Source organism: uncultured Dysosmobacter sp. (genome assembly GCF_947631635.1).
Lineage (GTDB): Bacteria > Bacillota > Clostridia > Oscillospirales > Oscillospiraceae > Oscillibacter.
Genome location: NZ_CANRMB010000010.1, coordinates 45,503 through 69,726 on the forward strand (window position 1 = coordinate 45,503; position 24,224 = coordinate 69,726).

A 24,224-nucleotide genomic window follows, 5' to 3' on the forward strand; every position below is an offset into this window, starting at 1 on the left:
CAGGCGGGAACACCCGTTTACGATAAATGACCCGAAAAACAGAAACTTCAAAAAGAGCTGGTCAGGACACCCTGGCCGGCTCTTTTGGCGAAAGGGCGCAAAAAGGAAGAAAAAGTGGGAAAAAATGAAAAAAGCCCGTAGCATTTTTGCTGAAAATATGATACGCTGAAAGCAAGAAAAGCCCCTGGCTGAGTCAGCCGGCACGTTGGGAGCGTGCGGGGCTTTGCAGCAGAGGAGAGAGAACGATGGGAAGGAAGGTTTGGCTGGCGCTGCTCCTGATCCTGCTCTTATCAGGATGCGGAAATTCCACGGAGGAAACAGAGAAAACGGCCGCAGACCCGCCAACACAGGCGGAGGAGACACTGCCGGCGGCGGAGACGGCGGCCCTGCGGACCGCCCAGGTGGAGGCGGACGCCCGGCCCTTGACGGAGGAGGAGCTTTTGGCGGCGTATGACCGGGCGGTCCGGGTATACAGCTGGTTCGACCTGTCGCCGCTGGCGACCACCGGAGAAGGTGTGGAGGCGGACGGCGCGCTGTACCGCATGGTGGACGTCCGGGGCCTGTATGACCTGGAGGATCTGCGGAACGACCTGCGGGCCGTGTTTTCGGAAGATGTGACGGAACAGCTGCTGGCCGCCGGCGGGGACCGTCCCCTGTACCGGGATATTGACGGCGCGCTTTACGGAAGAGGGAGCGGCCGGGAAAAGGATCCCTATAAGGGCGCGGTGCAGATCCAGACGGAACAGGTCGGCGAAACGGCATATGCGGTCGATGTCATGGTGGACCTTCTGGATGACGACCAGGTCACGGTGACAGGGGTGGAGTGCTGGTCCTTCCCCTATGTCTTTGAAAATGGGCGCTGGGTGTTCACGGAATTCAGCCTGGTGTATTGAAACGCAAAAAAAACGCAAAAAGCGGAGGAAATATCAACGCAAAATTTACAAAAGTCCTAAAAGCCTTTTGGAAGATTTTCTTTCAAAAGGCTTTTTTATAAGAAACGTCATTTTTTTGCGCTATAAAACTGCGAAATTTGCGAAAATTTGCCTGAATTTAAGAACAATTTTACCGGAAGTTTGTGTTAATTTTTGGATAAAACGTAAAAAATACAACGTTTGCGCAAGAAAAAGCAAAAGTGTTACTTGAAAAAACGTTCACGTGTGTTAGAATGATATAGCACTGTAAAACACACAAAACCAATAAGGAGTGGAAAAAATGGAAAACATGTTCTGGATCGGCTTTATTGGCGCGATCGTCGCTCTGCTCTTCGCGGCGCTGCAGCGGAACAAGGTCATGGCCTATTCCGAGGGCAACGAGAAGATGCAGAAGATCGCGGCATCTATCCGGGCAGGCGCAAATGCTTACCTCAAACAACAGTACACCACCGTCTTTAAGGTGTTCGTGGTGGTGTTCATCATCCTGCTGGTGATCGCATTTGCCACTGGCGGGCAGATGCTCTCCAAGTTCACCCCATTCGCCTTTGTCACCGGCGGTATCTTCTCCATGCTGGCCGGCTTCATCGGCATGAAGATCGCCACCAACTCCAACGCCCGGACCGCTCAGGCCGCTTCTGAGAGCCTGAACAAGGGCCTGCGGGTGGCCTTCTCCTCCGGCTCCGTCATGGGCTTCACCGTGGTGGGCCTGGGCATGCTGGACATCACCATGTGGTTCTTCCTTCTGCGCTATGCCTTCGGCGTGAATGACCCCACCGCCCTGGGCAACATCATGGTCATGAACGGCATGGGCGCTTCCTTCATGGCGCTGTTTGCCCGTGTGGGCGGCGGCATCTACACCAAGGCCGCCGACGTGGGCGCTGACCTGGTGGGCAAGGTCGAGGCCGGCATCCCCGAGGACGACCCCCGCAACCCCGCCACCATCGCTGATAACGTGGGCGACAACGTGGGCGACGTGGCCGGCATGGGTGCCGACCTGTACGAGTCCTATGTCGGCTCCATTCTGGCGACCTTCGCTCTGGGCGGCGTGGCCGGTTATGGCTTCAAGGGCATGCTGCTGCCCCTGGCTCTGGCGGTCACCGGCATCATCTGCTCCATCCTGGGTTCCTTCCTGGTAAAGACCAAGGAGGACGCCACCCAGGAGTCCCTGCTGAAGAGCCTCCGCACCGGCACCTATACCGCCGCGATCCTGGCCGCCGTCATCGCCGCCCCTCTGACCTATGTCATCCTGGGCAACATGGGCGTGTACGTGGCCATCCTCTGCGGCCTGATCGGCGGCTGCGCCATCGGCTACTTCACCGAGTACTACACCTCCGATACCTATAAGCCCACCCAGGAGCTGGCTGCCGCTTCCGAGACCGGCTCCGCCACCATCATCATCGGCGGTATCTCCCTGGGCCTCAAGTCCACCATGGCCTCCATCCTGATCGTGGCGGCCGCCGTGGTCGTCAGCTTCTTCGCCGCCGGCGGCGGCACCGCCTACGGCATGGGCCTGTACGGCATCGGCATCGCCGGTGTCGGCATGCTGTCCACCCTGGGCATCACCCTGGCTACCGACGCCTACGGCCCCGTGGCCGACAACGCCGGCGGCATCGCCGAGATGAGCGGCCTGCCTGAAAGCGTCCGTGACCGCACCGACGCACTGGACTCTCTGGGCAACACCACTGCCGCCACCGGCAAGGGCTTTGCCATCGGCTCCGCCTCCCTGACCGCCCTGGCCCTCCTGGTCAGCTACGTGGACATCGTCCAGAGCAAGACCGAGGAAGTCCTGGACCTGTCCCTGACCAATCCCCTGGTGCTGGTGGGCCTGTTCATCGGCGCCATGCTGACCTTCGTCTTCTCCGCGTTCACCATGAGCGCCGTGCAGAAGGCCGCGCAGTCCATCGTCGTGGAAGTCCGCCGTCAGTTCAAGACCATCCCCGGCATCATGGAGTACAAGGCTGACCCCGACTACGCCTCCTGCGTGTCTCTGTGCACCAAGGGCGCCCTGCATGAGATGGTGGCTCCTGCTCTGCTGGCCATCATCGTCCCCATTGCCACCGGCATCGTCCTTGGGCCTCTCGGCGTCATCGGCCTGCTGGGCGGCGTGTCCGTCACCGGCTTCGCCATGGCCGTGTTCATGTCCAACGCCGGCGGCGCCTGGGACAACGCCAAGAAGTACATCGAAAGCGGCCACCACGGCGGCAAGGGCTCCGAGCAGCACAAGGCTGCCGTCGTGGGCGACACCGTGGGCGACCCCTTCAAGGATACCTCCGGTCCCTCTCTGAACATCCTGATCAAGCTGTGCTCCACGGTCTCCATTGTGTTCTCCGGCCTGATCCTGGCCTTCAACCTGATGAACATACTGTAAGCACTGCTTGACAGCGTTCGCCACATACGAAAAGACGCCCTCCGTTTCCCGGCGGAGGGCGTCTTTTTGCGCTCAATCAGAATCCCTTGTATCAGTAATCATCACATTTGCAAGCCATGCAGTCAAATGTGATATGATAAAGAAAAATATTTTTGAAAATAGATGTCAGGTTTCCTTTTAGAAGCTGTGTATATAGGTGAAAGGAGGATTCATATGGATGATGAGAGCATTATCCAGTTGTATTGGGATAGAAACGACCAAGCCATTCGTATAACGTCCGAAAAGTACGGCCACTATTGCAAATCCATAGCAAGAAATATTTTGGACAATGATGAAGATGCGGAGGAATGTGTCAATGATACTTATTTGAACGCATGGAACTCCATGCCAATGCATTGGCCTAAACAGTTATCAACATTCCTTGGTAAAATCACTCGAAATTTGTCCTTTAACAAGTATAAACACAACCGTGCCGAAAAGCGAGGCAGTGGAGAGATAACACTTGTTCTGGATGAATTAGCAGATTGTGTATCAGATACGGAAAATATCGAACAGATCATTGACCGCCGAGAATTGGCAAAAGCAATCAATTCATTTGTAAGAGGCCTTTCAACAGGAAAACGGAATCTATTTATTCGGCGCTATTGGTATGCGGATCCCGTCTTAAAAATCGCAGCAGACTATGGAATGCTGCAAGGAAGCGTGTCAAAGACCCTGGAGCGGACAAGGAAGCAGTTAAAGGCGTATTTGACAGAAAGGGGCTTTGAATTATGAAGAAAGAGGATTTTTTTGAAGCCCTCTGCGAGCTTGATGACGATCTTTTGAGGGGGGCTGAAACACCTGTGAGAAAGAAAATGAATTGGAGGATTTGGGGAACAATAGCCGCTTGCTTTGCCGTATTCGTTGCTATTAGCGGCATATTATCTTACTTTAACAGTGGAATGGTTGTAACGGCTTATGCATGTGGAACGGATGAAGAGATCACAGAGGCAGGGGCTGTTATCCATACAGGAACGATCAGCGATACCGGAGAAATGAAAGGGCATCCGTTGATGTTCTATCTTTCCGGCGAGGATATTGAAACTGTCCGGTTCTCTTGCAAAAACCATCAAATCAACTTTATGGACTGGACGGAAACGAGAGATGAGTATGGGGAAGCTCAAAACTTCACGGTGACTTATGGTGAGGACGAGAGCGAGTATTATTATTTGACGATTGATTGGGTGCCCAACACGATAATCCGTGCTCTGACGGATAACCCGGAAACTACTATTGCGACACTTCCGGCGGAATTGCGCGAGGATATTATCGTTATGGAGATTACCTTTGCGAATGGTAAAACCGCGACAAAGGCCATTACCGTTTCTTTGCTGGAAGATGGAACTTTTTTTGCCACCTTTGATAATTACAAAGTCAGTGAAGCTGATGATTTCATTAAGCGTACTGACAGTGTGGCAATTCCCCGGAATATTCTTTATGGTCAAGGTTCCGACCCTGCTGGTGAGGGAACTCCGGGCAGCGGAGGACCGGTTAGAGGCGGCGCAGTGGATGATATGCCCCAGGTGGAAAATCGCAGATCTGATGATGCGGAGACGGCGCAACCAGCTGCGATTTCAACCCACGGTGTGGCTGACGCACCACCAATGGTTTATGTAAATGGTGTACTTTACAAACAAAGCACCGAACAGATTTCATATGGGGAGATGAAAGAAGAATTTATCTGCTTGGGAAAGATTGAAAGCACAGCTTCTGAAGAGGGGGTGCCGAAAGAGGATCTCCAAGCGAATGATTCTATTGTCGGCTGCGAGGTATATCAATACGGCGAGAACATCGTTGTTCATATCGGTGACGCGTATTGGTTATATACACAGTATGGCGAACGTGAAGTCAGCTGGGGCAACCTTTCTGAGCAGGAAAAGAAAAATTTAGACCCTGCTTATAGGAGATAGCATACGGCGTTCCAACGATACGATAGCATACGTCAAGAAGGAAGCTGTTCCGATTTTGGGGCGGCTTCCTTCTTCAAATCCGCGCACGCACCATGGACAAGGCGGATTTGTATAATTTTGCAGGTATATACCAGAGAATCGGATTTAACGCACCGGGAACACAAAAGCCGTCGGCCTGTCTAAAAACGCGAACATGCCGGTATCTCTTTTTTCAAAACAGCAAACGGCCGGATGAGACACAAGGCTCCTCTTTCGGATGTTTTCAAGAGGAAAATCCTCTAAAAATTAAGCGGGAAAAGGCGACAACAAATCGCGCTCTTTGCTTGACAGGGTAATCGTTTACCGATATAATGTTTAACGGAAAACCTGTGAAAGCCGCCTAAAACAGCGGTTTTTCCTAAAATACAGATCAGGAAAGGAAAGCACGAACATGATTTATTCTACCGAAGTGCAGAACATGTGCCCCGTTGCCAAGGGCGCGTACCATGGTCCGGCGCCCATTCCCGAAGAGGGCAAATGGGTCCAGGCCAAGGAGATCAAGGACATCTCCGGTCTGACTCACGGTGTGGGCTGGTGCGCTCCCCAGCAGGGCGCCTGCAAGCTGACCCTGAACGTGAAGGACGGCATCATCGAGGAGGCCCTGGTGGAGACCCTGGGCTGCTCCGGCATGACCCACTCCGCAGCCATGGCGTCCGAGATCCTCATCGGCAAGACGCTGTTGGAGGCCCTGAATACCGACCTGGTGTGCGACGCCATCAACACCGCCATGCGGGAGCTGTTCCTCCAGATCGTCTATGGCCGCACCCAGACCGCGTTCTCCGAGGGCGGCCTGCCCATCGGCGCCTCCCTGGAGGACCTGGGCAAGGGCCTGCGGAGCCAGGTGGGCACCATGTTTGCCTCCAAGGCCAAGGGTCCCCGCTATCTGGAGATGGCCGAGGGCTATGTCACCCGCATCGCCTTGAACAAGGATGACGAGATCATCGGATATGAGTTCATCAATCTGGGTAAGATGATGAACAGCATCAAAAAGGGGCTGGATGCCAACGCGGCGCTGGAGAAGGCCAAGGGCCACTACGGCCAGTTTGAGAATGCCGCCAAGTACATCGACCCCCGTCACGAATAAAAAAGGAGGAATTGACCAATGGCTCTGTTTGAAAGCTACGAGAGAAGAATCGACAAGATCAATTCCGTCCTGTCCCAGTACGGAATTTCCAGCGTGGAGGAGTGCCGCGAGATCTGCACCGCCGCTGGCTTCGACCCCTATGAGATCGTCAAGGGCATCCAGCCCATCGCCTTTGAAAATGCCGGCTGGGCGTACTGCGTGGGTGCGGCCATCGCGTTGAAGAAGGGTGTCAAGACCGCCGCCGAGGCCGCCGAGTGCATCGGCGTGGGCCTCCAGGCCTTCTGCATCCCCGGCTCTGTGGCCGAGGACCGCAAGGTGGGCCTGGGCCACGGCAACCTGGGCGCCATGCTGCTGCGGGACGAGACCAAGTGCTTTGCCTTCCTGGCGGGACACGAGTCCTTCGCCGCCGCCGAGGGCGCCATCGGCATCGTCCGCAACGCCAACAAGGCCCGCAAGGAGCCCCTGCGGGTCATCCTGAACGGCCTGGGCAAGGACGCCGCCCAGATCATCAGCCGCATCAACGGCTTCACCTATGTCCAAACCAAGTTCGACTACTACACCGGCGAGCTGACCATCGTCAAGGAGATCCGCTACTCCGAGGGCGAGCGGGCCAATGTCCGCTGCTACGGCGCCGACGATGTGCGTGAGGGCGTGGCCATCATGCACAAGGAGGGGGTGGACGTGTCCATCACCGGCAACTCCACCAACCCCACCCGTTTCCAGCACCCGGTGGCGGGCACCTACAAGAAGGAGTGCATCGAGCAGGGCAAGAGGTACTTCTCCGTGGCCTCCGGCGGCGGCACCGGCCGCACCCTGCACCCTGACAACATGGCCGCCGGTCCCGCCAGCTACGGCATGACCGACACCATGGGCCGCATGCACAGCGACGCCCAGTTTGCGGGCAGCTCCTCCGTCCCCGCCCATGTGGAGATGATGGGTTTCCTGGGCATGGGCAACAACCCCATGGTGGGCGCCACGGTCGCCGTGGCTGTGGCGGTTGCCGAAAGCCAGAAGTAAGAAAAATTCGAAAGACACACAGTTTTCGCAACTTTTTGAGGAATATAAAAACTGCCCGTTTCTGTATGAAACGGGCAGTTTTATCTGGGCTTCTGAAACCGGAGGACATGCTCCGGCACCGTCTTCATATTCCGCTCTCAGCGGCAGTGGCGGCAGGGGGAGAGTCGTCAACTACCACCCGATCACGGTGCTTGCCGACAGCAACGTCGATAGCCGCTGCTGTGCCGCGGAAGCTGGTGTGGTCACGAGACCTGTAAAGGGCTGCAAAGACCTTGGCTGCGGCGGTATTCAGGGAGCCGGAAAGGCGGTTCAAGAAGGTGCAAAACGCGGTGCGCTCAAAGCTGTAGTGGATATTGCTTGTGCGGCAGAACAAACGTCCTTTTATCGAAGCCCCGCCGGACTGGCAGCCATTTACAGCTGGGCGCTCATGTTTATTCCACGCTGCGGGGCTTACTGATGGGGCCTGCCCAGGGGCGATTGACGTTCCAGCGGGGAGACGCCGCCTTTGTTCCCGCAGGCACCCGGCGTCATGTGGTACACGGGAAAAACACCTCTAAAGCCCCGCTCCATCTGTGCGCCGCCTGCTATCCCCACAGGACAGGGCACCGGACAAAGGCAGATGGGAGATATGACGGAGCTAAGACAGCGACAGGAGGAGCCGCGGCAGACAGCCGGGGCTCCTCCTGCTTTTTTAGGGGGGGAGAGTTTTTAGGTGACCGCACAAATTTCGCGGCCGACTTTTAAAATGAACCTATGGCGCTTGAGCTTTCGCAGATATCAGCGCTTTTCCACGGTCTCATAGGCCACCTTTTCGGGCTTTTCGCCGCGCTCAATAGCCGGGATGAACCGATCCCAGAAGTCATTAAACAGGCGGAAGATCTCTTTGCGCTTGCCGTAGATGAACACCAGGGTGATGACGACATAGAAGCCGGTGAGGATATCGGTGGCAGCCCACAGCTCCGCTGCATCCACCCAATAGAACACAGAGGCGGGAAGCAGGAAATAGATCATATAGACCGGAGTCATTTTCTTATTCAGCGCCGTGTCGCCCAGGAAATAATTCACGGATTTCGCACAGCTGTAATACATGCCGACGATGGTCGTCCACGCAAACACTGTGATGGCACAGGCCATAAAGCCGCTGCCCAGGTTTCCGTATGCCTCCCGGAAAGCCACAGTCGTCAGCTGGGCGCTGGTGATGTCGGGATGGGTGATATAGCTGTCGGTGAGAATGATGGAGAGAGCGGTCACGGTGCAGACAACGATGGTGTCCAAAAACACCTCGCCCCAGCCCCAGGAGGACTGGCGGACCGGGTGGTCGGCCTTGGCTGCCGCGTGGGCGACGATACCGTAGCCCGTGCCGGCGTCATTGGAATAGAGGCCTCTGGCAACACCATAGCGGATAGCGTCACGCACAGTCGCGCCGGCAAAGCCGCCTACACCGGCCATGGGGGTAAAGGCGCTTTTAAAGATCAAGGCAAAAGCCGCGGGGACCTGGGTGATGTTCATGACCAGGATGCCGATGCCCGCCAGAATGTATGCCATGGCCATGAACGGCACGATTTTCTCCATGGTGCTGGAGATCGATTTTAAGCCGCCTGCAATCGTGATCAGGCAGGTGATGGCGATGACGGCCGCGGAGATGGCCGGATTGATGCCGAATGCCTCTTCCAGAGAGGAGGTCACAGACTGGGTCTGTACCGCGTTCGTCCAGGGGCCCAGCATAAAGACAAAGACTGCCAGAACCGCTGCGCCCTTTTTCCAGCCAAAGGCGTTCTTCATAACAAAGGAGCGGTCGCAAAGATATTCGTCCATGGATACGTCATATTTCACGCGGTATCTCTGGCCCAGAATGATCTCGCAGGCTTTCGTGGACATGCCCAGCAGGCCGGAGACCCACATCCAGAAAACGGCGCCGGGGCCGCCCATGGAGATGGCGGTGGCCACGCCGCCGATGTTGCCGACGCCGATGGTATTGGCCATGGCTGTGCATGCCGCCGCAAATCCGGACACGGTTCCCTCGCCCTCACCCTTGGTAAACATCTTTCCAAAGGTGTTTTTGAAATGGAAGCCCATTTTGGTGATATAGCGGAATTTGAACATGATGGACAGGAAAAGGCCGGTGCCTACCAGCGCCACTGTCATCGGAGTACCCCACATAAAATCAGCTACTGCTGTCAGTGCTGCAGAAATAACGTTCATACGATTTCCTCCCGTTTCGCTCTTTATTTAATTTTCAAAGAGCCACACATTTGTCAAACGCCCCAAGGGCTTGGGTAAAGTCCTCAATTAGGTCTCGGATATCCTCCGCGCCTACGGAGACGCGGATCAGACCCTCGTACATCCCCATCTCCTCCAGCTCCTGCTGGGTGAATTCATCGCGGAAAGCGGTGGCGGGGTGCGTATAGGTGGTGCGGATGCCGCCCAGCGTTCCCAAATATTTCACAAGCTTCAGCCTGTGCATGAAATCATTGACCTTTTCCCGGGAGTCCTCCACACGGAAGCTGATGATGGCTCCGCAGCCGCAGTCAAAAATTCTGCTGGCCAGCTCATGCTGCGGATGGCTGGGAAGACTGGGGTGATGAACGGCCCTGACGCGGCTGTCCTCGCTCAGCGCTTTTGCCAGCAGCCGGGCGTTTTCATTCTGCTTTTTCACCCGCATCCCCATGGTTTTGATGCTTCTCTGGGTCAGCCAGGCCGTGTTGGGGTCCAGGCAGCAGCCCAGCAGCAGATATTGGGGCCTGAGCTTCCGAATCAGCGCTTCAGAGGCGGTTATGGAACCGCCGGTGATATCGCTGTGGCCGCCGAAGTACTTTGTCAGGCTGTGGATGACAATATCGGCGCCGTGCTGCAGGGGGCGAAAGACAAAGGGGGTGGTAAAGGTGCTGTCCACCACCAGCAGAATGTCCTTTTCCGCCGTCAGCTGATGGACCGCATCCAGGTCCACCACCAGCGTAAGGGGGTTGGCGATGATCTCGGTGTAGAGCATCCGCGTGTTGGGGCGGATGCTGTCGCTGACCGCTTGGATGTCGGTGAAGTCCGCGAAGGAGACCTCGATGCCGAAGTTTTTCAGCATGCGGTCCGCCAGTTCAATGGTCTCGCCGTAAATGGCCTTGCTCATCAAAATGTGATCGCCCTGGCGCAGCAGTCCCAAAAGGACCGTGGAGATGGCTGCCATGCCAGAGGAGCAGATCAGAGTGTCCTCACCCTGCTCCAGGTAGGAAATGGCTTTGCCCAGCCCGTCCCGGTTGGGATTGGCGGTGCGGCTGTAATAATAGCGTCCGCCCTTACTGGCGTAGTCGTAATCATCCATGTCGTCGATGATATACGCGGTGGACGGATAGATGGGGGGGACCTCCGGATTGCGGATCTCCCCGCACGGCTCTGTGCCCTGGTATAAAAGCTGTGTATCCAATTGTAACTGCATGGAAACCTCCTTGGCTTTTCGCGTGCGCATCGCTTGGCTGATTCCAATCATAGAGGTTGTCCCTACAGTAAGGTCAATTGTATAAACAGGACAAAATTTTCTTTTGAATTTTTTCTATTACAACAATATTTGCAGCTCATACCAGGCGTCCGACCAGTCGGTCAGGTTATCTTCGAACTCCAACGCGATGGCAAACTTGGGCTGTTCCTTGTTGGAAAAGTAGGTGGTGAGCAGGCCCGGGTCCCAGTCCTCGTGCAGCAGCTGTGTCCGCAGGCACAGGTATTCACCCGCCGGTAAAATATCATACAGGTCCTCTTTCAGCTGGGGCTTTGCGCTGAAATAAGTAAAATATGTCCGGGGATAAAACTCCCTGCGGAACAGACTGTCGATATCCAGGCGGTAGCCGTATTGCCGGTGGAAGGATTCGCCGCGGTATGCCGGCCTGCTCTTCACCTCTGCCAGGCGGATTTCCATATTGGCGAGAGGTTCCTTATAATAGCAGGGACAGCTGACGATATACCGCTCCGGATGGCGCACCGTGTAAAGCTGTTCCGCTCCGCCCTGGGAATCCATATAGGTGCAGTAGTCGATGTACCAATCCAGGTTTTCCCGCCGCTTCTGCAAATCCCGCATCTCCCGGTCCATGTCCGCCCGCTTTTTTTGGAGCTGCTGAAGCAGGTGGTCGTTTTTTCCGTTCTGGATGATGAGCTGAATCTCCTCCAGAGACATGCCGAAGCCCTGCAGATATTTGATCCTGTCAATGATGTGGAACTGCTGGTAACGGTAATGCCTGTACCCGGTCTCGGGGTCCACATGGCATGGCGAAAGCAGACCGATCCGGTCGTAATGCCGCAGCGTCTGCGTGGTGACGCCCAGCAGTTTTGCTGTTTCTCCGATGGTATAATACTGTTTCATGCAGTCTGTCCTCCCGGCGCTGCAGAACTTTTTGTGCTGTTTGCCGCAGCTGTATATAGATTACTCTGTTTTTTGAGGCAATGTCAATGTTCGTTTTCATCGTTGACACAGGGAATTTTCATATGCTATGATGCAGAAAACATTGACTTGTACGGGAGGGCGGCTATGCGCGCACCATTGGAATCTGTTTGGAAAAATACCGGCGTTATGATCATCGACGGCTCCATGTCCACCGCACTGGAGCAGTTGGGCTGTGATCTGAACGACAGCCTCTGGACCGCGAAAGCCTTGGCGGAGTGTCCGGAACTGATACGGCAGGTCCACACGGATTACTTCCGGGCCGGTGCGGACTGCGGCATCACCTGCAGCTATCAGGCCACCGTTCCGGGGCTGACGGCCAGGGGATATTCCGCGGAGGAAGCCGAACACCTCATTACCCGCTCGGCGCAGCTTCTTTTAGAGGCCCGGGAAGCCTGGTGGACGGCGGAGGGAAAGGGGGAAGGGCGTCTTTGGCCCCTGTGCCTGGGTTCTGTGGGGCCCTATGGCGCCTATCTGGCCGATGGGTCTGAATACCGGGGAAACTACGGCGTTTCTCCGGAGGTCCTGCGGAGTTTTCACAAGCGGCGGATGGAGCTTTTGTGGGAGGCCGGCGTGGACCTCCTGCTGATCGAAACACAGCCATCTCTGACCGAGGCGCTTGTTGAAGCTGACATCGCTGAGGAGCTGGGCGCGGATTATTGGATCAGCTTTTCCTGCCGGGACGGACGGCATATCAACGAGGGCGATCTGATCCGTGACTGCGCGGCGGCTCTTGCGAAGGGACATCCCCATCTGAAAATGATCGGCGTCAACTGCGTGCCGCCGCAGTTCGTGGAGCAGCTGATCGGCGAGATAAAGGCGGGCTGCGGCCTGCCGGTGGCGGTCTATCCCAACAGCGGCGAGGAGTATGACCCTGCCACCAAAACCTGGCATGGAAGCCGGGACGGCGTCACCTTCGGCGACTACGCCCGCCGCTGGATCCGCGCTGGTGCCAGCGCCGTGGGCGGCTGCTGCCGAACTGTGGACAGCCATATCCGGGAGGCGGCCCGGGCCCGTGAGATCACGGGGAAGATCCGCGTTCCCCGGGGATGAATCGCGCCCGCAAGCGGCGGAATGCGCTCCCTGTGCCGGATAGACACTTGTACCGTTATCAGCACATAAAATTCGTTGTTAGAAGAAAGCCGACCCTATTATAGTCGGCGCGCTTGGGAAAGGGTAAAAAGGAAGCGAGAGAAAAGGGGATACAGCAGGGTGGAGGATGCAGGCGGACTGACGTCCGCCAAAGACGGCAACGCCGCTGGTTCTCGTTTTATCCACCGAACTTTACCGGTTTTCAGGTGCGCCGGCTATAAAACATATTAGCCATAAATTCCACAGATTTTTATGGAAAAGGGGCAATTGACTTTAGTCCTGCAGCAAACTGTATGTTTACGGTATCAAGTAAAGACGGAGGGATTGACGTGAAAGCCCTGAAGCGGGCCTGGCTTGAAATATCGTTTGACCGCCTGCGTTTCAAAGGTCAGCCGCATACCCGCCGGGACATATGTGGGGTACAGCCGGGTATTTCAGGCGGAAAGGGAAATGGATATCGCGATCCTCACGATCGGGTATTCGGATGCCTCCGCAAAAAGGCGGCGGAAGCACGATGGCGGCCTATATCCTGATCCGCATCCCGAAATCAGCTCATGGATGCAGAAGACTGTGCAGGATATCGACTGGTGTGTATAGGTGTCAGCACAATGACGACCGCCATGCAGAAAAAACAAAAGCTGTGAAGGTTGGAAGGAAAGAATGGACACCGCTTTTGCCGCGCATCAATGGGAGACTGCTGCTTACCGGCAGCATTTAGAACGGTATAGGTGCTGAAATGCTGCCGCTCTATATGGGCGGCGGCCCCTCTGACGGGCGCCACGGTCGCCGTGGCCGTGGCGGTTGCCGAGAGCCGGAAGTAAGTTTCCAATACGAAATGTAAAAATCCCCGGAGTTTTTACTCTGGGGATTTCTTTCTGCCCAAAAGCAGCATAAAAAGACCTGCGACACACAACAAAATGCAGCCGCTGATCTCAGACAGGCCATGCACCCAATAAATCATCAGCTCTTCTGGGCTTTGCGGAACCCAAAAGAAATAGAGAAGGGAACCCAGAAACCGCAGGAGTCCGGTCTTCAGCGGAGCGACTGGAAATCCAAACAGTCCCATGGCAACCAGCGCCCAGCCGGCATGATACCACCGAAGGTTCCCGGCGGCCCGCTTTCCGTATAGAACCGCCAGGGCGCCCAGCAGCATTTTCAACAGATTCTCCAGGTGCGTTGGAAGCAGGGCGATAAAAAGCAGGTTCAACATACCCATCAGCCCGCCTACAGGCAGATAGAGCACCACTGCGTTCCAGATGGAACATAGCAATCCAGAGATGCCCCACGCCACCAGCAGCCAACCTGAGAGCCAGGCCTTTTCCCGGTAAAGCGCAGCGGCCCGTTCCCAGAGGGAAAAAGAGGGCGCAGCCTGTGGTGGAACAGGTGAAACAGAGCGGCCCCGCACCAATTCGTCCAGAGAGACCTCAAACAGATCGCTCAGCTTCACCAGTTTATCCAGCTCCGGCACGCTGGCGTCCGTCTCCCATTTGCTGACGGACTGCCGGGAGACGCCCAGGCTCTCCGCCAGGGCGTCCTGGGACAGTCCCTTTTGATTCCGCAGCCGGACCAGCCGTTCCCCGAAAGTCACAGCGTCACCTCCCTATGTAGATGCTTTTATGGTAGCAGAGGACCCCAAATCTGTCCAGCAAGGCCGCTTGACGTTTCGCAACCGGCAGTTGCAGGTGGTGCTGAAATATAGTCAATTAACTTGAAAAATCGCAAGCGATTTTCCAAGCGAGCTACGCCCGCTGCACGCAAAGCGTGCAGTCATTGACTATGAAATCCAAATTAAGGCCGCATACCGCGGCCTGTCAAAGCGCACATGCGCTGTGACACTTGAAAAGCGGTTTTACCACTTTTCAAGTAATTTGATTATTATAAAAAGAGGACGCCCAAGGCGTCCTCTTTGCGATGCTATGTAAGGAATCAGTCGTCGCACAGACCGGCGGTGATGATGGCCATGGAATAGACCTCCTGGGCGTTGCAGCCGCGGGACAGGTCGTTGATGGGGGCGTTCAGACCCTGCAGGATGGGGCCGTAGGCCTCGAAGGAGCCCATGCGCTGGCAGATCTTGTAGCCGATGTTGCCGGCGTTGATGTCGGGGAAGATGAAGGTGTTGGCATGACCGGCCACCTTGGAGTCGGGGCACTTGGTATGGGCGACCCGGGGAGAGACGGCAGCGTCGAACTGCAGCTCGCCGTCGATGGCCAGGTCGGGAGCGGCGGCCTTGGCCTTAGCGCAGGCGTTGCGCATCTTGTCCACGTCCTCGCCCTTGCCGGAGCCCAGGGTGGAGTAGCTCAGGAAGGCGACCTTGGGATCGATGCCGAACACCTTGGCGGTGTTGGCGGTCTCCAGGGCGATCTCCACCAGCTCGTCCTCATTGGGCTTGATGTTGATGGCGCAGTCGCCCATGGCCAGGACCTCGCGGTCGCCGGTGGCGGAGGGACGGACCAGAATGAAGCAGGAGGACACGATCTTGCTGCCGGGCTTGGTCTTGATGATCTGCAGGGCGGGACGGACAGTGTCGGCGGTGGAGTAGGTGGCGCCGCCCAGCAGGGCGTCGGCGTAGCCCATCTTCACCAGCATGGTGCCAAAGTAGTTGCCCTGCTTCAGGACTGCGCGGCACTGCTCCTCGGTCATCTTGCCCTTGCGCAGCTCCACCAGCGTGGCGACCATCTTGTCCATATCCGCAAAAGTCTCGGGATCAACGATCTCGGCGCCGCGGATATTGAAGCCGATCTCCTCGGCGGCCTTCTGGACCTCGTCCACATTGCCCACCAGAACGGGGGTCAGGAAGGTACCGGACAGCAGACGGGCAGAGGCCTCCAGGATACGGGGATCGGTGCCCTCGGTAAACACAATCTTGCGGGGATGGGCTTTCAGCTTCTTGATCAAGAACTCAAACATTTTGATTTCCTCCAAAAATTGTCAGGTTGGGCTGAATCATATACTAATTTCATTATACACAACTGATTGGCGGGGTCAATCAGAAAATGGAAATATCACCACAAAAATTTACGAACACTTCACCAATTCTTCTGTTGAATGTGTAAAATAATCAGCGCTGTTTCCCCGTGGACAGAGGAAGCAAAAGTGTCAAAATGGAGCCATTTGAAGCGGTTTTAGGTACAAATAAAACTTGACGAACCCCTGTAAAAGGGGTATCATGAAATGGTAACAATTTGTAACTATTTTGGATGTCATTGATTCAGGAGAATTATGAGTCAGAATACAAAAAGAGAACATCAGTCGGAGACCCAGGGGGGCAAACGGCTGTCAAAGCCTGCGCAGTCCCGCCGCACGGTCGGCGAGACCAGGCGGCGGAGACCGGAGGCCGGACGCAGGGAGGACCGGGAACCCCGGACGCAGACGGAGGCGGATGCCGCTGCCGAGGAGCGGACAGAGGACCGTGGAACGGCCCGCCGGCCCGCCAAGGCTGCTATTTCCGCATGGGAGGAGCCGCCCGCGGCACGCCCGGAGCGGAAACGGCCGGTGCGTAAGACGCGAAAAAGCATCCTGGAAAATCTGCTGGAGGACTGGCGGGACCCGGAGGACGACGCCGGATTTTTCAAGAGCTGCTACTTTGGCATGAAGCGGATCACGCGGCGGGTCCGCCGCCGCTGGCGGCACATCGTCCGGGAAAAGCACGCCCACAACTTCCCGGAATCGGAGCGTCTGCCCATTCAGATCCTGCTGTTCGCCTGGTGCATGCTGCCCATGCTGGGCAGCCGCCTGCGGAAATTGCTCCTGGGGCGCCGCCGTCAGGCGGCCAAAGGACCGGGACGTGCGCGGAAGTGGAAGCGAACGATCCACCCCGCGGCGTTTCTGGGCGGCGGCTGCGTCATCGCGGCGGTGATCCTGTTCTGCTCCACCTATACCTTCGGCACGACAGTCAGCTATGACGGCGAGGTGATCGCCGCCGTGGCCAGCAAGAGCACAGCCGAGGATGTGCAGAAGGATCTGGAGCAGATCACCACCCGGACCCTGGGAGAGACCTTTACCATCGACGACTCCCTGATTCAATATTCCTCCGGCCTGCTGCGCCGGAAGGACGTGGTGGACAAGGACACGCTGGAGGAGGACCTGTCCGAGGAGATCGGTCTGGTGACGTCGGCCTACTGCCTGTATGTGGACGGCGAGCGCATCGGCGCAACGCCCTACGAGGGGGCCCTGGATGAGCTGCTGAAGCAGCTCCGCAGCGGCGCCACGGACGAAAACACCATCTCCTGCACCTTTGCCGAGGATGTGGAGATCAAGCAGGAATTTGTTCCCACAGATGAGATCATGAACCTGGGCCACCTGGCGGAGACACTGTACAGCACCAAGACCGCCGAGGTGACCTACGAGGTGAAGAAGGGCGACACCTGGTCGGAGATCGCCAACAGCCACGGTCTGACCTCCAAGGAGCTGCTGGCGCTGAACCCCGGCTACAACATCAACAAATTGCAGATCGGCGAAGTGCTGACGCTGTCCGCGTCCGTGCCCTATCTGACCATGACCGTGGTGCAGCGGGAGCGGTATGTGGAGGACGTGATGTACGACATCGAGTACACCGACTCCGCCAATATGTACCAGGGCGATACCAAGGTCACCTCCGCCGGCCAGTACGGCGCGGCTGACGTGGTGGCCACCGTCACCTACGTCAACGGCGAGGAGACGGAGCGGACGGTGCTGTCCTCTGTCACATTGCGGGAACCTGTCACGGAGCAGCAGCTCCGGGGCACAAAGGTCCGGCCCACCTGGCTGCCCACCGGCAGCTTCCGCTGGCCGGTCTCCGGACGCATCACCTCCCGTTTCGGCGGGCGGAAATCGCCGGGCGGCATCGGCTCCACCAATCACAAGGGCATCGACATCGCAGCGCCGAGAGGAACGCCGGTCTGCGCCGCTGACGGCGGTATCGTGACCTACGCCGGATGGATGGGCGGATATGGCTATCTGGTCCGCATCAACCACAACGGCAACGGCTACGAGACGTATTACGGCCACAACAGCAGCCTGACGGTCTCCGTGGGCGACAGGGTCTATAAGGGCCAGCAGATCGCCCGGGTGGGCTCCACCGGCAACTCCACCGGAAACCACTGCCATTTTGAGGTGCGCTACAACGGCGTTGCCAAAAATCCGCTGAATTACCTGTAAAGAGGCCAACAGAAGGCGCCCGCACGCGGGGCGCCTTCTGTCATCGTAGGAGGGCTGAACAGGAGCTTTTTAAAAAAATGCGGATGATTTGAAATTTTTCTTACATTTTTAGTCTCAAATGTGGTATACTAAATACGCAGCGTGTGGTCCCGGCAGACGTAAGTCCAGTTGCCGGGACCACACGCGTTTTGTATAAGGAGGGATTTTCATGCTTCAGCCAGGAGATATGGTCGTATATGGAACCACCGGTGTCTGCCGGGTAGAGGAGGTCACCCGTCCCAATATGCGCGGCGTGGACCGGAACAGGCTGTACTACCTACTCAAACCGCTTTTTCAGGACGGTGTGATCTATAGCCCCGTGGAAAATGGAAAGGTGTCCATCCGTCCGGTGCTCTCCGCGGAGGAGGCAGAGGCACTGATCGACCTGATCCCGAGTATGCGGGCGGAGGCCTGCCATGCGCCGACACTGCAGGCCCTGGCTCAGCACTATCAGACCTCGGTGCGCAGCCATGACTGCAGGGATCTGATGGAATTGATGATGTCTATCTATACCAAGCGCCGCCAGGCGGAGGCGCAGAAGAGGCGGCTGGGCATGGTGGACGAGAAGTATATGAAACAGGCGGAGCGCCTGCTTCACGGGGAATTTTCCGTGGCCCTGGGTATTCCCTTTGACAAGGTGCCGTCCTACATTGCCGGCCGGGTGGCGGGGGAACCTCCCGCCAAAGCGTCCGGCATGTAAGTGAGGAGAGGCAGGGCATTCCCCGGTACTCCCTGGTTTCATATACCGTGATCCCATGAAAAACAGCGCGGCTGCGGACAATCAAGTCTGCAGCCGCGCTGTTTCACAGTTGAAGATACCGTCCGCCATTGTGCCGGTAGAGGCGGTGGGAGATGGAGATCACCGTGCGGTCCCGGGCGGCCTTTTGCAGCGCGGCCAAGACTGCCTGCTCCGTGTCCGCGTCCAGATTGGCGGTGATCTCGTCCAGCAGGAGGATGGCCGGGTCCGCGGCAACGGCCCTGGCAATAGCCAGAAGCTGCCGCTCCCCCTGGGAGAACAGCGCCTCTGTCCAGGGGGTGCCGTAGCCCAGCTCTAGGCGGGAGATGGTCTCGTGCAGCCCTGCCAGCTTGGCGGCGGCTACCACCTGTTCCTGCGGGATGGACGCATCCCAGAGGGCGATCTGGTCTGCCACCGTGCCGGGAACTGGGCGGAAGGTCTGCTCCACATAGCCGAAGAGCCTGCGCCTGACGGCGCTGGGGATCTTGTCCGCATCGGCGCCAAAGATGCGGACGCTGCCGCTGTCCGGCGCATACAGTCCCAGCAGCAGCTTGAACACCGTGCTCTTTCCCGCGCCGGTCCGGCCGGTAAGGGTGACGGTCTCCCCAGGGGCGACTGTAAAGCCGCAGCCGCGCAGGACCTGCTGGCTGCCGTCGTAGTGAAAGGACACGTCCTTCAGCTGAACAGCGGGTTTGCCGCTGGACAGGAGGGACTCCAGGGTGATGGAAGGGTCGCCCTCCGGCTGCTCCGGCTCCGCCAGGAATTCCTGGATGCGGCGGATACCGGCCACGGCGGACTGGATGTTTTGGATCTCCATGCCGATGCTCTCCAGCGGCTCAAACACCTTGCCCACATAGGCGATGACCGCCACGGCGGTGCCCACGGACATGCCGAACAGGGCCTGCGCCGGGCCGCCCAGGGAGGAGGCGGTCATCATGACGGCCACCACCACGGCGCTGATGGTCAGGATGATGGGGGAGTAGACGGCATCGTAGAAATTGGAGCGCTCCATGGCACGGTAGCTCTCCTGAATGGCCTCGTCATACCGCTCCTCCATATACCGCTCTTTGCGGAGGGTGTGGATCATGCGGATGTTTCGGATGGTCTCGGGAACATGCTGGCTGACACGGCTCACAGCCGCCCGGTTGTCCAGCTGCGCTTGCAGCATCCGCTTCTGGAAGAGGCGGGTCATGGCAAACAGCGGCGGCGTCACCAGCACCAGCAGGCATCCAAGCCCGGGGCTTTTGACAAAGATCACCGCCAGAATGCCGGCGATCTTGCACACGTCCACCACCATGCTGATAACGCCGGAGGCGAACAGCGTCTCCACGGTGTCCACATCCCCCACGAACCGGGAGACGGTGGCCCCGGGGGCCTGGGCGGTGAAATAGGCGGCGGGGAGACGGGACAGCTTGGCACACATGGTATGGCGGAGGCCGCGGGTGATCTTTTGACCGAATACGGTGATCAAAAACGCCTGGGCCGCGTCAAACAGGCCGGAGACCGCCAACGCCCCGAAATACAGCAGGGCCAGCCGGAGGGACACCGTTCCGCCGCCGGTCAGGGCATTGACGGCAGCCTCCAGCACCAGCGGCGGGAGCAGCGCGAAGGCCACGGAGCCTGCCGCGGCCAGCAGCAGCCCCAGAACCAGCAGCCTGTTCCGAAGCAGGACAGAGCGGAGGACGGTCCAGAGAGAGGGCTTATGCGTCATAGCGGGCACCTCCTTCCGCCTGGGCCTGATACAGCCTGGCGTATTCCGGACAGGACGCCATCAGCGCGGCGTGGGTGCCGGATGTGACCTGCCCGTGCTCCATCCAGAGTACCTGGTCAAAGGTGGGAAAGCGGGTCAGGCGATGGGAGATGAGGAGCACGACGCTCTCCCCGGCCAGCTGCCGCAGATGGGTCAGGATCTCCCGCTCGGTCCCCTGGTCCACGGCGGAGAAGGGATCGTCCAGGATCAGGAGCGGCCGCCTGTGGCAGAGCGTCCGGGCCAGCGCCAGGCGGGACTGCTGTCCGCCGGAAAGCCCTGTGCCGCCGTCTCCCACCAGCGTCTGGTCCCCGGCGGGCATGGCGGATACCTCATGATCCAGGCAGACAGCCTCCAGCCAGGGGGCCGCATCTCCATCGGCGCCCAGCAGGATGTTTTCCGCGATGCTGGCCCGAAGAAGCTCGGGCTGGTGGCCCAGATAGCCCACGACCGCACTGTGCTCCGCCGGGGACAGGGCGGACAGCTCCCGCCCGCCAAAGCGGATGCTGCCGCCGTAAGGCGTCTCGCACAAAAACGCCTTGCCCAGGGTGGATTTTCCGCAGGCCACAGGTCCGGTCACTCCGATGATCTGACCGGGCCGGGCGGAGAAGGAAACGCCTGAGAACACCTGGCGCCCGCCGGGATAGGAGAAGGACAGGCCGGAGACCGCCAACTCCGCAGAGGGCGCAGGCGGAAGCGCGGGCACGGTCTGGAGGGGTTGGAGCAGGGGCTTGACGCGCTTCCAGGACACCTGGGCCTTCTGCACGGAATTGAACAGCTTGGCGGCCTTGGAGGTCTTGACGGCCAGCTTGGCATAGCAGGTGAGAAAGGCGGTGAACGCCGCGATGTCCCAAGACATCCAGCCGGCGCCATGGACATTCCGCGCACCCAGCCACAGGATGGGCACCGTGCCCAGCATGGAGATGATCCGGTACAAGGGCGGCATGGTGTTTTCCCACAGGTTGGCGGCCACCGCCTGCTTTTCGTAATCAGCCAGCCGGACTTCGTAGTCGGCATTCCGGGTTTCCTCCAGGCCAAACACCCGGTAGGTTATGGCACCGGACACCCGGTCCAGTGTGGCGCCGCTCAGCTTTCCGGCACTCTCCTTATAGGCCGCCGCGCAGCGGGCCACCGGCTTTTTCATGTGCTCCGCCAGGAAAAGCGCCGCAGGAGGGAAGAGGCTGACCAGCAGGGCCAGACGCCAGTCGTAAAACAGCAGGAGGGCCAGATATGCCGCCATAGCCACCCCGGTGTCAAACACCTCTGTGGTGAATTTGCGCATTCCTTCCGCGCAGGCATCCACGTCGGCGATGGCACGGGTCATCATGCCGCCTACGCTCTCCCGTTCCAGCTCCGGCTTGGGCGTGTGCACCAGGCTGTTGTACAGGACGCGCTTCATGCGGCGGTTCACATCGTTGGCAAAGCGCCGCACATAAAAGCGCTTCAGATACCGCATCCCCTGCACGAACAGCGTCACAGCCCCATAGAGGGCCGCCGCGGCCAGCATGGCGGGCCACTGGGCAAGGCCCTGCAGGATCTCCAGCAGGCATTGGACCAGCTGGCCCTCCAGCAGGGGCCCTGCCGCAAGGCCCACATTGTAGAGGATCCCGGTCGCGGTGACGATCAGCAGAGGCTTTTTTTCCTGCGCAAAGTAGGAGAGGATGCGGTCCGGCCGCCGAAGGCCGGAGGTGTTTTGACTCATACCGATTCCTCCTCGCCCAAACGGGCGGTCACATGGGGAAAGCCGCTTCGGCTCTCGGTTTTGGAGCGGACGTAAAGCGTGTGCAGAAGACTTGTGAAGGTCTCCTGCTCGGCGGGAGACAGACCCTCCAGCAGCCACGCATAAAACGCGGTCTCCACCGTGACCTTGGAACGCTTCAGCGACTCCGCTTTTTCTGTGGCGTACAGCATCTGCCCCCGGCTGTCGGCGGGATTCTGATGCCGGACCAGATAGCCCTTGCCCTCCAGACTTGCCACCCGGCGGGCCACGGCGCCCTTGTCCATGTTCAAAAGCGCGCAGACCTCTTTTTGCGAGATGCCGGGATGGTGGCGGACGGCGTGGATCAGGTCAAATTCTCCGGTGCCGATCCCCGTCTCCTTCATCATGCGGATGGTCAGCTTGGCGGCCTCCCGGGCGATCTTGGTGATCTGACGTTTAGAAGCATCCATAAAAAGCACCCCGCTTAAATAGTTGTAGCATCAACTAAATCATAAGGCCGGAAGCTGAAAAAGTCAAGATTTCTGACTTCCCAAAGGGCACGTCATGGGATAAAATGGTCTTATCACAGGGAGACGCAGGTCTGAAAGGAGCGTATCGAATGAACAAGATCGGTTTTATCGGCGTGGGCCTGATGGGAAAATCCATGGTCCGCAATTTGATGAAAGCGGGATTTACTGTGCAGATCTATGCCCGCCGCCCGGAGAAGGTGCGGGACGTGGTGCGCGAGGGCGCGGAGCTTCGGGAGAGCATCGCCGCCTGCACGGCGGGCTGCCAGGCGGTCATTACCATCGTGGGCTTCCCGAAGGACGTGGAGGAGGTCTATTTTCAGCCGGGCAACATTTTGGACAGCGCGGAGCCGGGGGCCTACCTGATCGACATGACCACCACCAGCCCCACGCTGGCGGAAAAGCTCTACGCGGAGGGAACGGCCAGAGGGTTCCATGTGCTGGATGCCCCTGTCACCGGCGGCGATATTGGCGCGAAAAATGGAACGCTCTCCATTCTGGTGGGCGGTGAACAGGCGGACTATGAGACGTGCCTGCCCCTGTTCCAGGCCATGGGCACCAACCTGAACTATCAGGGCAAGGCGGGCTGCGGCCAGCACGCGAAGATGGCGAATCAGATCATGATCGCGGGGACGCTCTCCGGCGTGTGCGAGGCGCTGACCTATGCCAAGGCCAAGGGCCTGGACCTGGAAACGGTCCTGCGCTCCGTGTCCACCGGCGCGGCGGGCAGCGCCCAGCTGGACGCCTTTGGCCCCAAGATTTTGGCCGGGGACTATACGCCCGGGTTCTTCCTGAAGCACTTCATCAAGGACATGAAGCTGGCGGAGGCTGAGGCGGAGAACAGCGGCCTGCATCTGGACATTTTGAGCAGGGTCCTGGAAAATTACCAGGCGCTGGAGGCTGCTGGCTTCGGCGATCTGGGGACCCATGCGCTGATGAAACATTATGAGCGGTGAGACCGTTGGTTAAACACTTGCTTACAAAAACAAACGTCCGCCGCTGGCGAACTACACAAGAATCGTGCAGGACTGTTGTGAAATTAAATCAGAAATCAACGAAAAGGAAATAAATTTCAAAAACCACCTTGACTTTTTGAAAAATCCTGTGCTAGGATAACACCACAAAATACGAAGAAGGGAACAAGTAACCTGATTCGCTCCGCTTTCAGAGAATTGCCGGTTGGTGCGAGGCAATAAGTGCCGGGTCAAGTGAAATCATCCTGGAGTAGCCTGCTGAAGGAAGATCCATTAGGCAGTGCCGGGCCGCACCCGTTATCGTGCAGGGCTTGTTGGAGCCTGCTGAGATGACGGCATACCGGATATGCCGTTAACAAGAGTGGTACCGCGAAGGATGAAAGCCTTTGCCTCTTGAATTGCAAGAGGCAAAGGCTTTTTTGTTGTCTGCATCCTGCCCGCGGAGCGGGCCGCATCCTCTGCCAA

At 58.0% G+C, this 24,224-nt stretch carries 20 protein-coding genes and 1 other annotated feature; of the genes, 12 read left to right on the forward strand and 8 right to left on the reverse strand.

Going from position 1 to position 24,224, the window contains the following annotated elements:
- Nucleotides 1–245 precede the first annotated feature (245 nt).
- From Q0Z71_RS07165 to Q0Z71_RS07195, 7 genes are all read left to right on the forward strand, one after another.
- Entirely contained in the window at nt 246–893 is a 648-nt protein-coding gene (locus Q0Z71_RS07165) for a hypothetical protein (protein WP_298020104.1), read from the forward strand.
- Nucleotides 894–1,212: 319 nt separating this feature from the next.
- Entirely contained in the window at nt 1,213–3,300 is a 2,088-nt protein-coding gene (locus Q0Z71_RS07170) for a sodium-translocating pyrophosphatase (RefSeq protein ID WP_298020107.1), read from the forward strand.
- 213 nt (nt 3,301–3,513) lie between these two features.
- Nucleotides 3,514–4,074 carry an RNA polymerase sigma factor gene (locus tag Q0Z71_RS07175; protein ID WP_298020110.1) on the forward strand — a complete coding sequence of 187 codons (561 nt, stop codon included), beginning with the start codon at nt 3,514–3,516 and terminating at the stop codon, nt 4,072–4,074.
- Entirely contained in the window at nt 4,071–5,249 is a 1,179-nt protein-coding gene (locus Q0Z71_RS07180) for a hypothetical protein (RefSeq protein ID WP_298020113.1), read from the forward strand. Before Q0Z71_RS07175 ends, Q0Z71_RS07180 begins: the two co-directional genes overlap by 4 nt.
- A gap of 430 nt (nt 5,250–5,679) precedes the next feature.
- Entirely contained in the window at nt 5,680–6,372 is a 693-nt protein-coding gene (locus Q0Z71_RS07185; RefSeq protein WP_298020115.1) for an iron-sulfur cluster assembly scaffold protein, read from the forward strand.
- 18 nt (nt 6,373–6,390) lie between these two features.
- Entirely contained in the window at nt 6,391–7,389 is a 999-nt protein-coding gene (locus Q0Z71_RS07190; protein ID WP_298020119.1) for a GGGtGRT protein, read from the forward strand.
- Nucleotides 7,370–7,846, forward strand: a complete 477-nt coding sequence (locus Q0Z71_RS07195; protein ID WP_298020122.1) for a hypothetical protein — start codon at nt 7,370–7,372, stop codon at nt 7,844–7,846. The genes Q0Z71_RS07190 and Q0Z71_RS07195 overlap by 20 nt, the downstream gene beginning before the upstream one ends.
- Nucleotides 7,847–8,166: 320 nt before the next feature.
- Here the strand turns inward: Q0Z71_RS07195 and Q0Z71_RS07200 are convergent, their stop codons facing one another.
- The 3 genes from Q0Z71_RS07200 to Q0Z71_RS07210 form a co-directional block, all read right to left on the reverse strand.
- Nucleotides 8,167–9,591, reverse strand: a complete 1,425-nt coding sequence (locus Q0Z71_RS07200; RefSeq protein ID WP_298020126.1) for a sodium:alanine symporter family protein — start codon at nt 9,589–9,591, stop codon at nt 8,167–8,169.
- 34 nt (nt 9,592–9,625) lie between these two features.
- Complete coding sequence (locus Q0Z71_RS07205) at nt 9,626–10,816, reverse strand: PLP-dependent aspartate aminotransferase family protein (RefSeq protein WP_298020129.1); 1,191 nt, start codon at nt 10,814–10,816, stop codon at nt 9,626–9,628.
- Between the two features lie 117 nt (nt 10,817–10,933).
- On the reverse strand, nt 10,934–11,731 hold the full coding sequence (locus tag Q0Z71_RS07210; RefSeq protein WP_298020132.1) for a helix-turn-helix domain-containing protein: 798 nt from the start codon (nt 11,729–11,731) through the stop codon (nt 10,934–10,936).
- A gap of 165 nt (nt 11,732–11,896) precedes the next feature.
- On the opposite strand from Q0Z71_RS07210, the gene mmuM reads away from it, so the two are divergent.
- Together mmuM and Q0Z71_RS07220 are read left to right on the forward strand one after the other, a co-directional pair.
- Nucleotides 11,897–12,862, forward strand: coding sequence for a homocysteine S-methyltransferase (gene mmuM, locus Q0Z71_RS07215; RefSeq protein ID WP_298020134.1), 966 nt, complete (start codon nt 11,897–11,899; stop codon nt 12,860–12,862).
- A 405-nt stretch (nt 12,863–13,267) separates the two neighbouring features.
- The gene (locus Q0Z71_RS07220) at nt 13,268–13,498 is read left to right on the forward strand and encodes an alanine racemase C-terminal domain-containing protein (protein ID WP_298020228.1); all 231 of its coding nucleotides are present in this window, start codon (nt 13,268–13,270) and stop codon (nt 13,496–13,498) included.
- Between the two features lie 259 nt (nt 13,499–13,757).
- On the opposite strand, the gene Q0Z71_RS07225 is transcribed toward Q0Z71_RS07220, so the two are convergent.
- The gene (locus tag Q0Z71_RS07225; RefSeq protein ID WP_298020136.1) at nt 13,758–14,489 is read right to left on the reverse strand and encodes a helix-turn-helix domain-containing protein; all 732 of its coding nucleotides are present in this window, start codon (nt 14,487–14,489) and stop codon (nt 13,758–13,760) included.
- Between the two features lie 338 nt (nt 14,490–14,827).
- Complete coding sequence (gene pta / locus Q0Z71_RS07230) at nt 14,828–15,808, reverse strand: phosphate acetyltransferase (protein ID WP_298020139.1); 981 nt, start codon at nt 15,806–15,808, stop codon at nt 14,828–14,830.
- A 312-nt stretch (nt 15,809–16,120) separates the two neighbouring features.
- Between pta and Q0Z71_RS07235 the strand changes: the two genes are divergently transcribed.
- On the forward strand, nt 16,121–18,037 hold the full coding sequence (locus Q0Z71_RS07235) for a M23 family metallopeptidase (protein WP_298020142.1): 1,917 nt from the start codon (nt 16,121–16,123) through the stop codon (nt 18,035–18,037).
- Between the two features lie 208 nt (nt 18,038–18,245).
- Complete coding sequence (locus Q0Z71_RS07240; protein WP_298020143.1) at nt 18,246–18,776, forward strand: CarD family transcriptional regulator; 531 nt, start codon at nt 18,246–18,248, stop codon at nt 18,774–18,776.
- 103 nt (nt 18,777–18,879) lie between these two features.
- Here Q0Z71_RS07240 and Q0Z71_RS07245 read toward each other — a convergent pair whose 3' ends face one another.
- Genes Q0Z71_RS07245 through Q0Z71_RS07255 form a run of 3 tightly spaced genes read right to left on the reverse strand, consistent with a single transcriptional unit; the run spans nt 18,880 to nt 22,728 of the window.
- Nucleotides 18,880–20,523 (reverse strand): ABC transporter ATP-binding protein, encoded by a 1,644-nt coding sequence (locus Q0Z71_RS07245; RefSeq protein WP_298020144.1) that lies wholly within the window; start codon nt 20,521–20,523, stop codon nt 18,880–18,882.
- Nucleotides 20,513–22,261 (reverse strand): ABC transporter ATP-binding protein, encoded by a 1,749-nt coding sequence (locus Q0Z71_RS07250; RefSeq protein WP_298020146.1) that lies wholly within the window; start codon nt 22,259–22,261, stop codon nt 20,513–20,515. Before Q0Z71_RS07250 ends, Q0Z71_RS07245 begins: the two co-directional genes overlap by 11 nt.
- Nucleotides 22,258–22,728 carry a MarR family winged helix-turn-helix transcriptional regulator gene (locus tag Q0Z71_RS07255; RefSeq protein ID WP_298020149.1) on the reverse strand — a complete coding sequence of 157 codons (471 nt, stop codon included), beginning with the start codon at nt 22,726–22,728 and terminating at the stop codon, nt 22,258–22,260. Before Q0Z71_RS07255 ends, Q0Z71_RS07250 begins: the two co-directional genes overlap by 4 nt.
- A gap of 149 nt (nt 22,729–22,877) precedes the next feature.
- Here Q0Z71_RS07255 and Q0Z71_RS07260 point away from each other — a divergent pair, with 149 nt between their 5' ends.
- Nucleotides 22,878–23,741, forward strand: a complete 864-nt coding sequence (locus Q0Z71_RS07260) for an NAD(P)-dependent oxidoreductase (RefSeq protein ID WP_298020151.1) — start codon at nt 22,878–22,880, stop codon at nt 23,739–23,741.
- A gap of 165 nt (nt 23,742–23,906) precedes the next feature.
- Nucleotides 23,907–24,156, forward strand: a binding site (T-box leader).
- Nucleotides 24,157–24,224 lie beyond the last annotated feature (68 nt).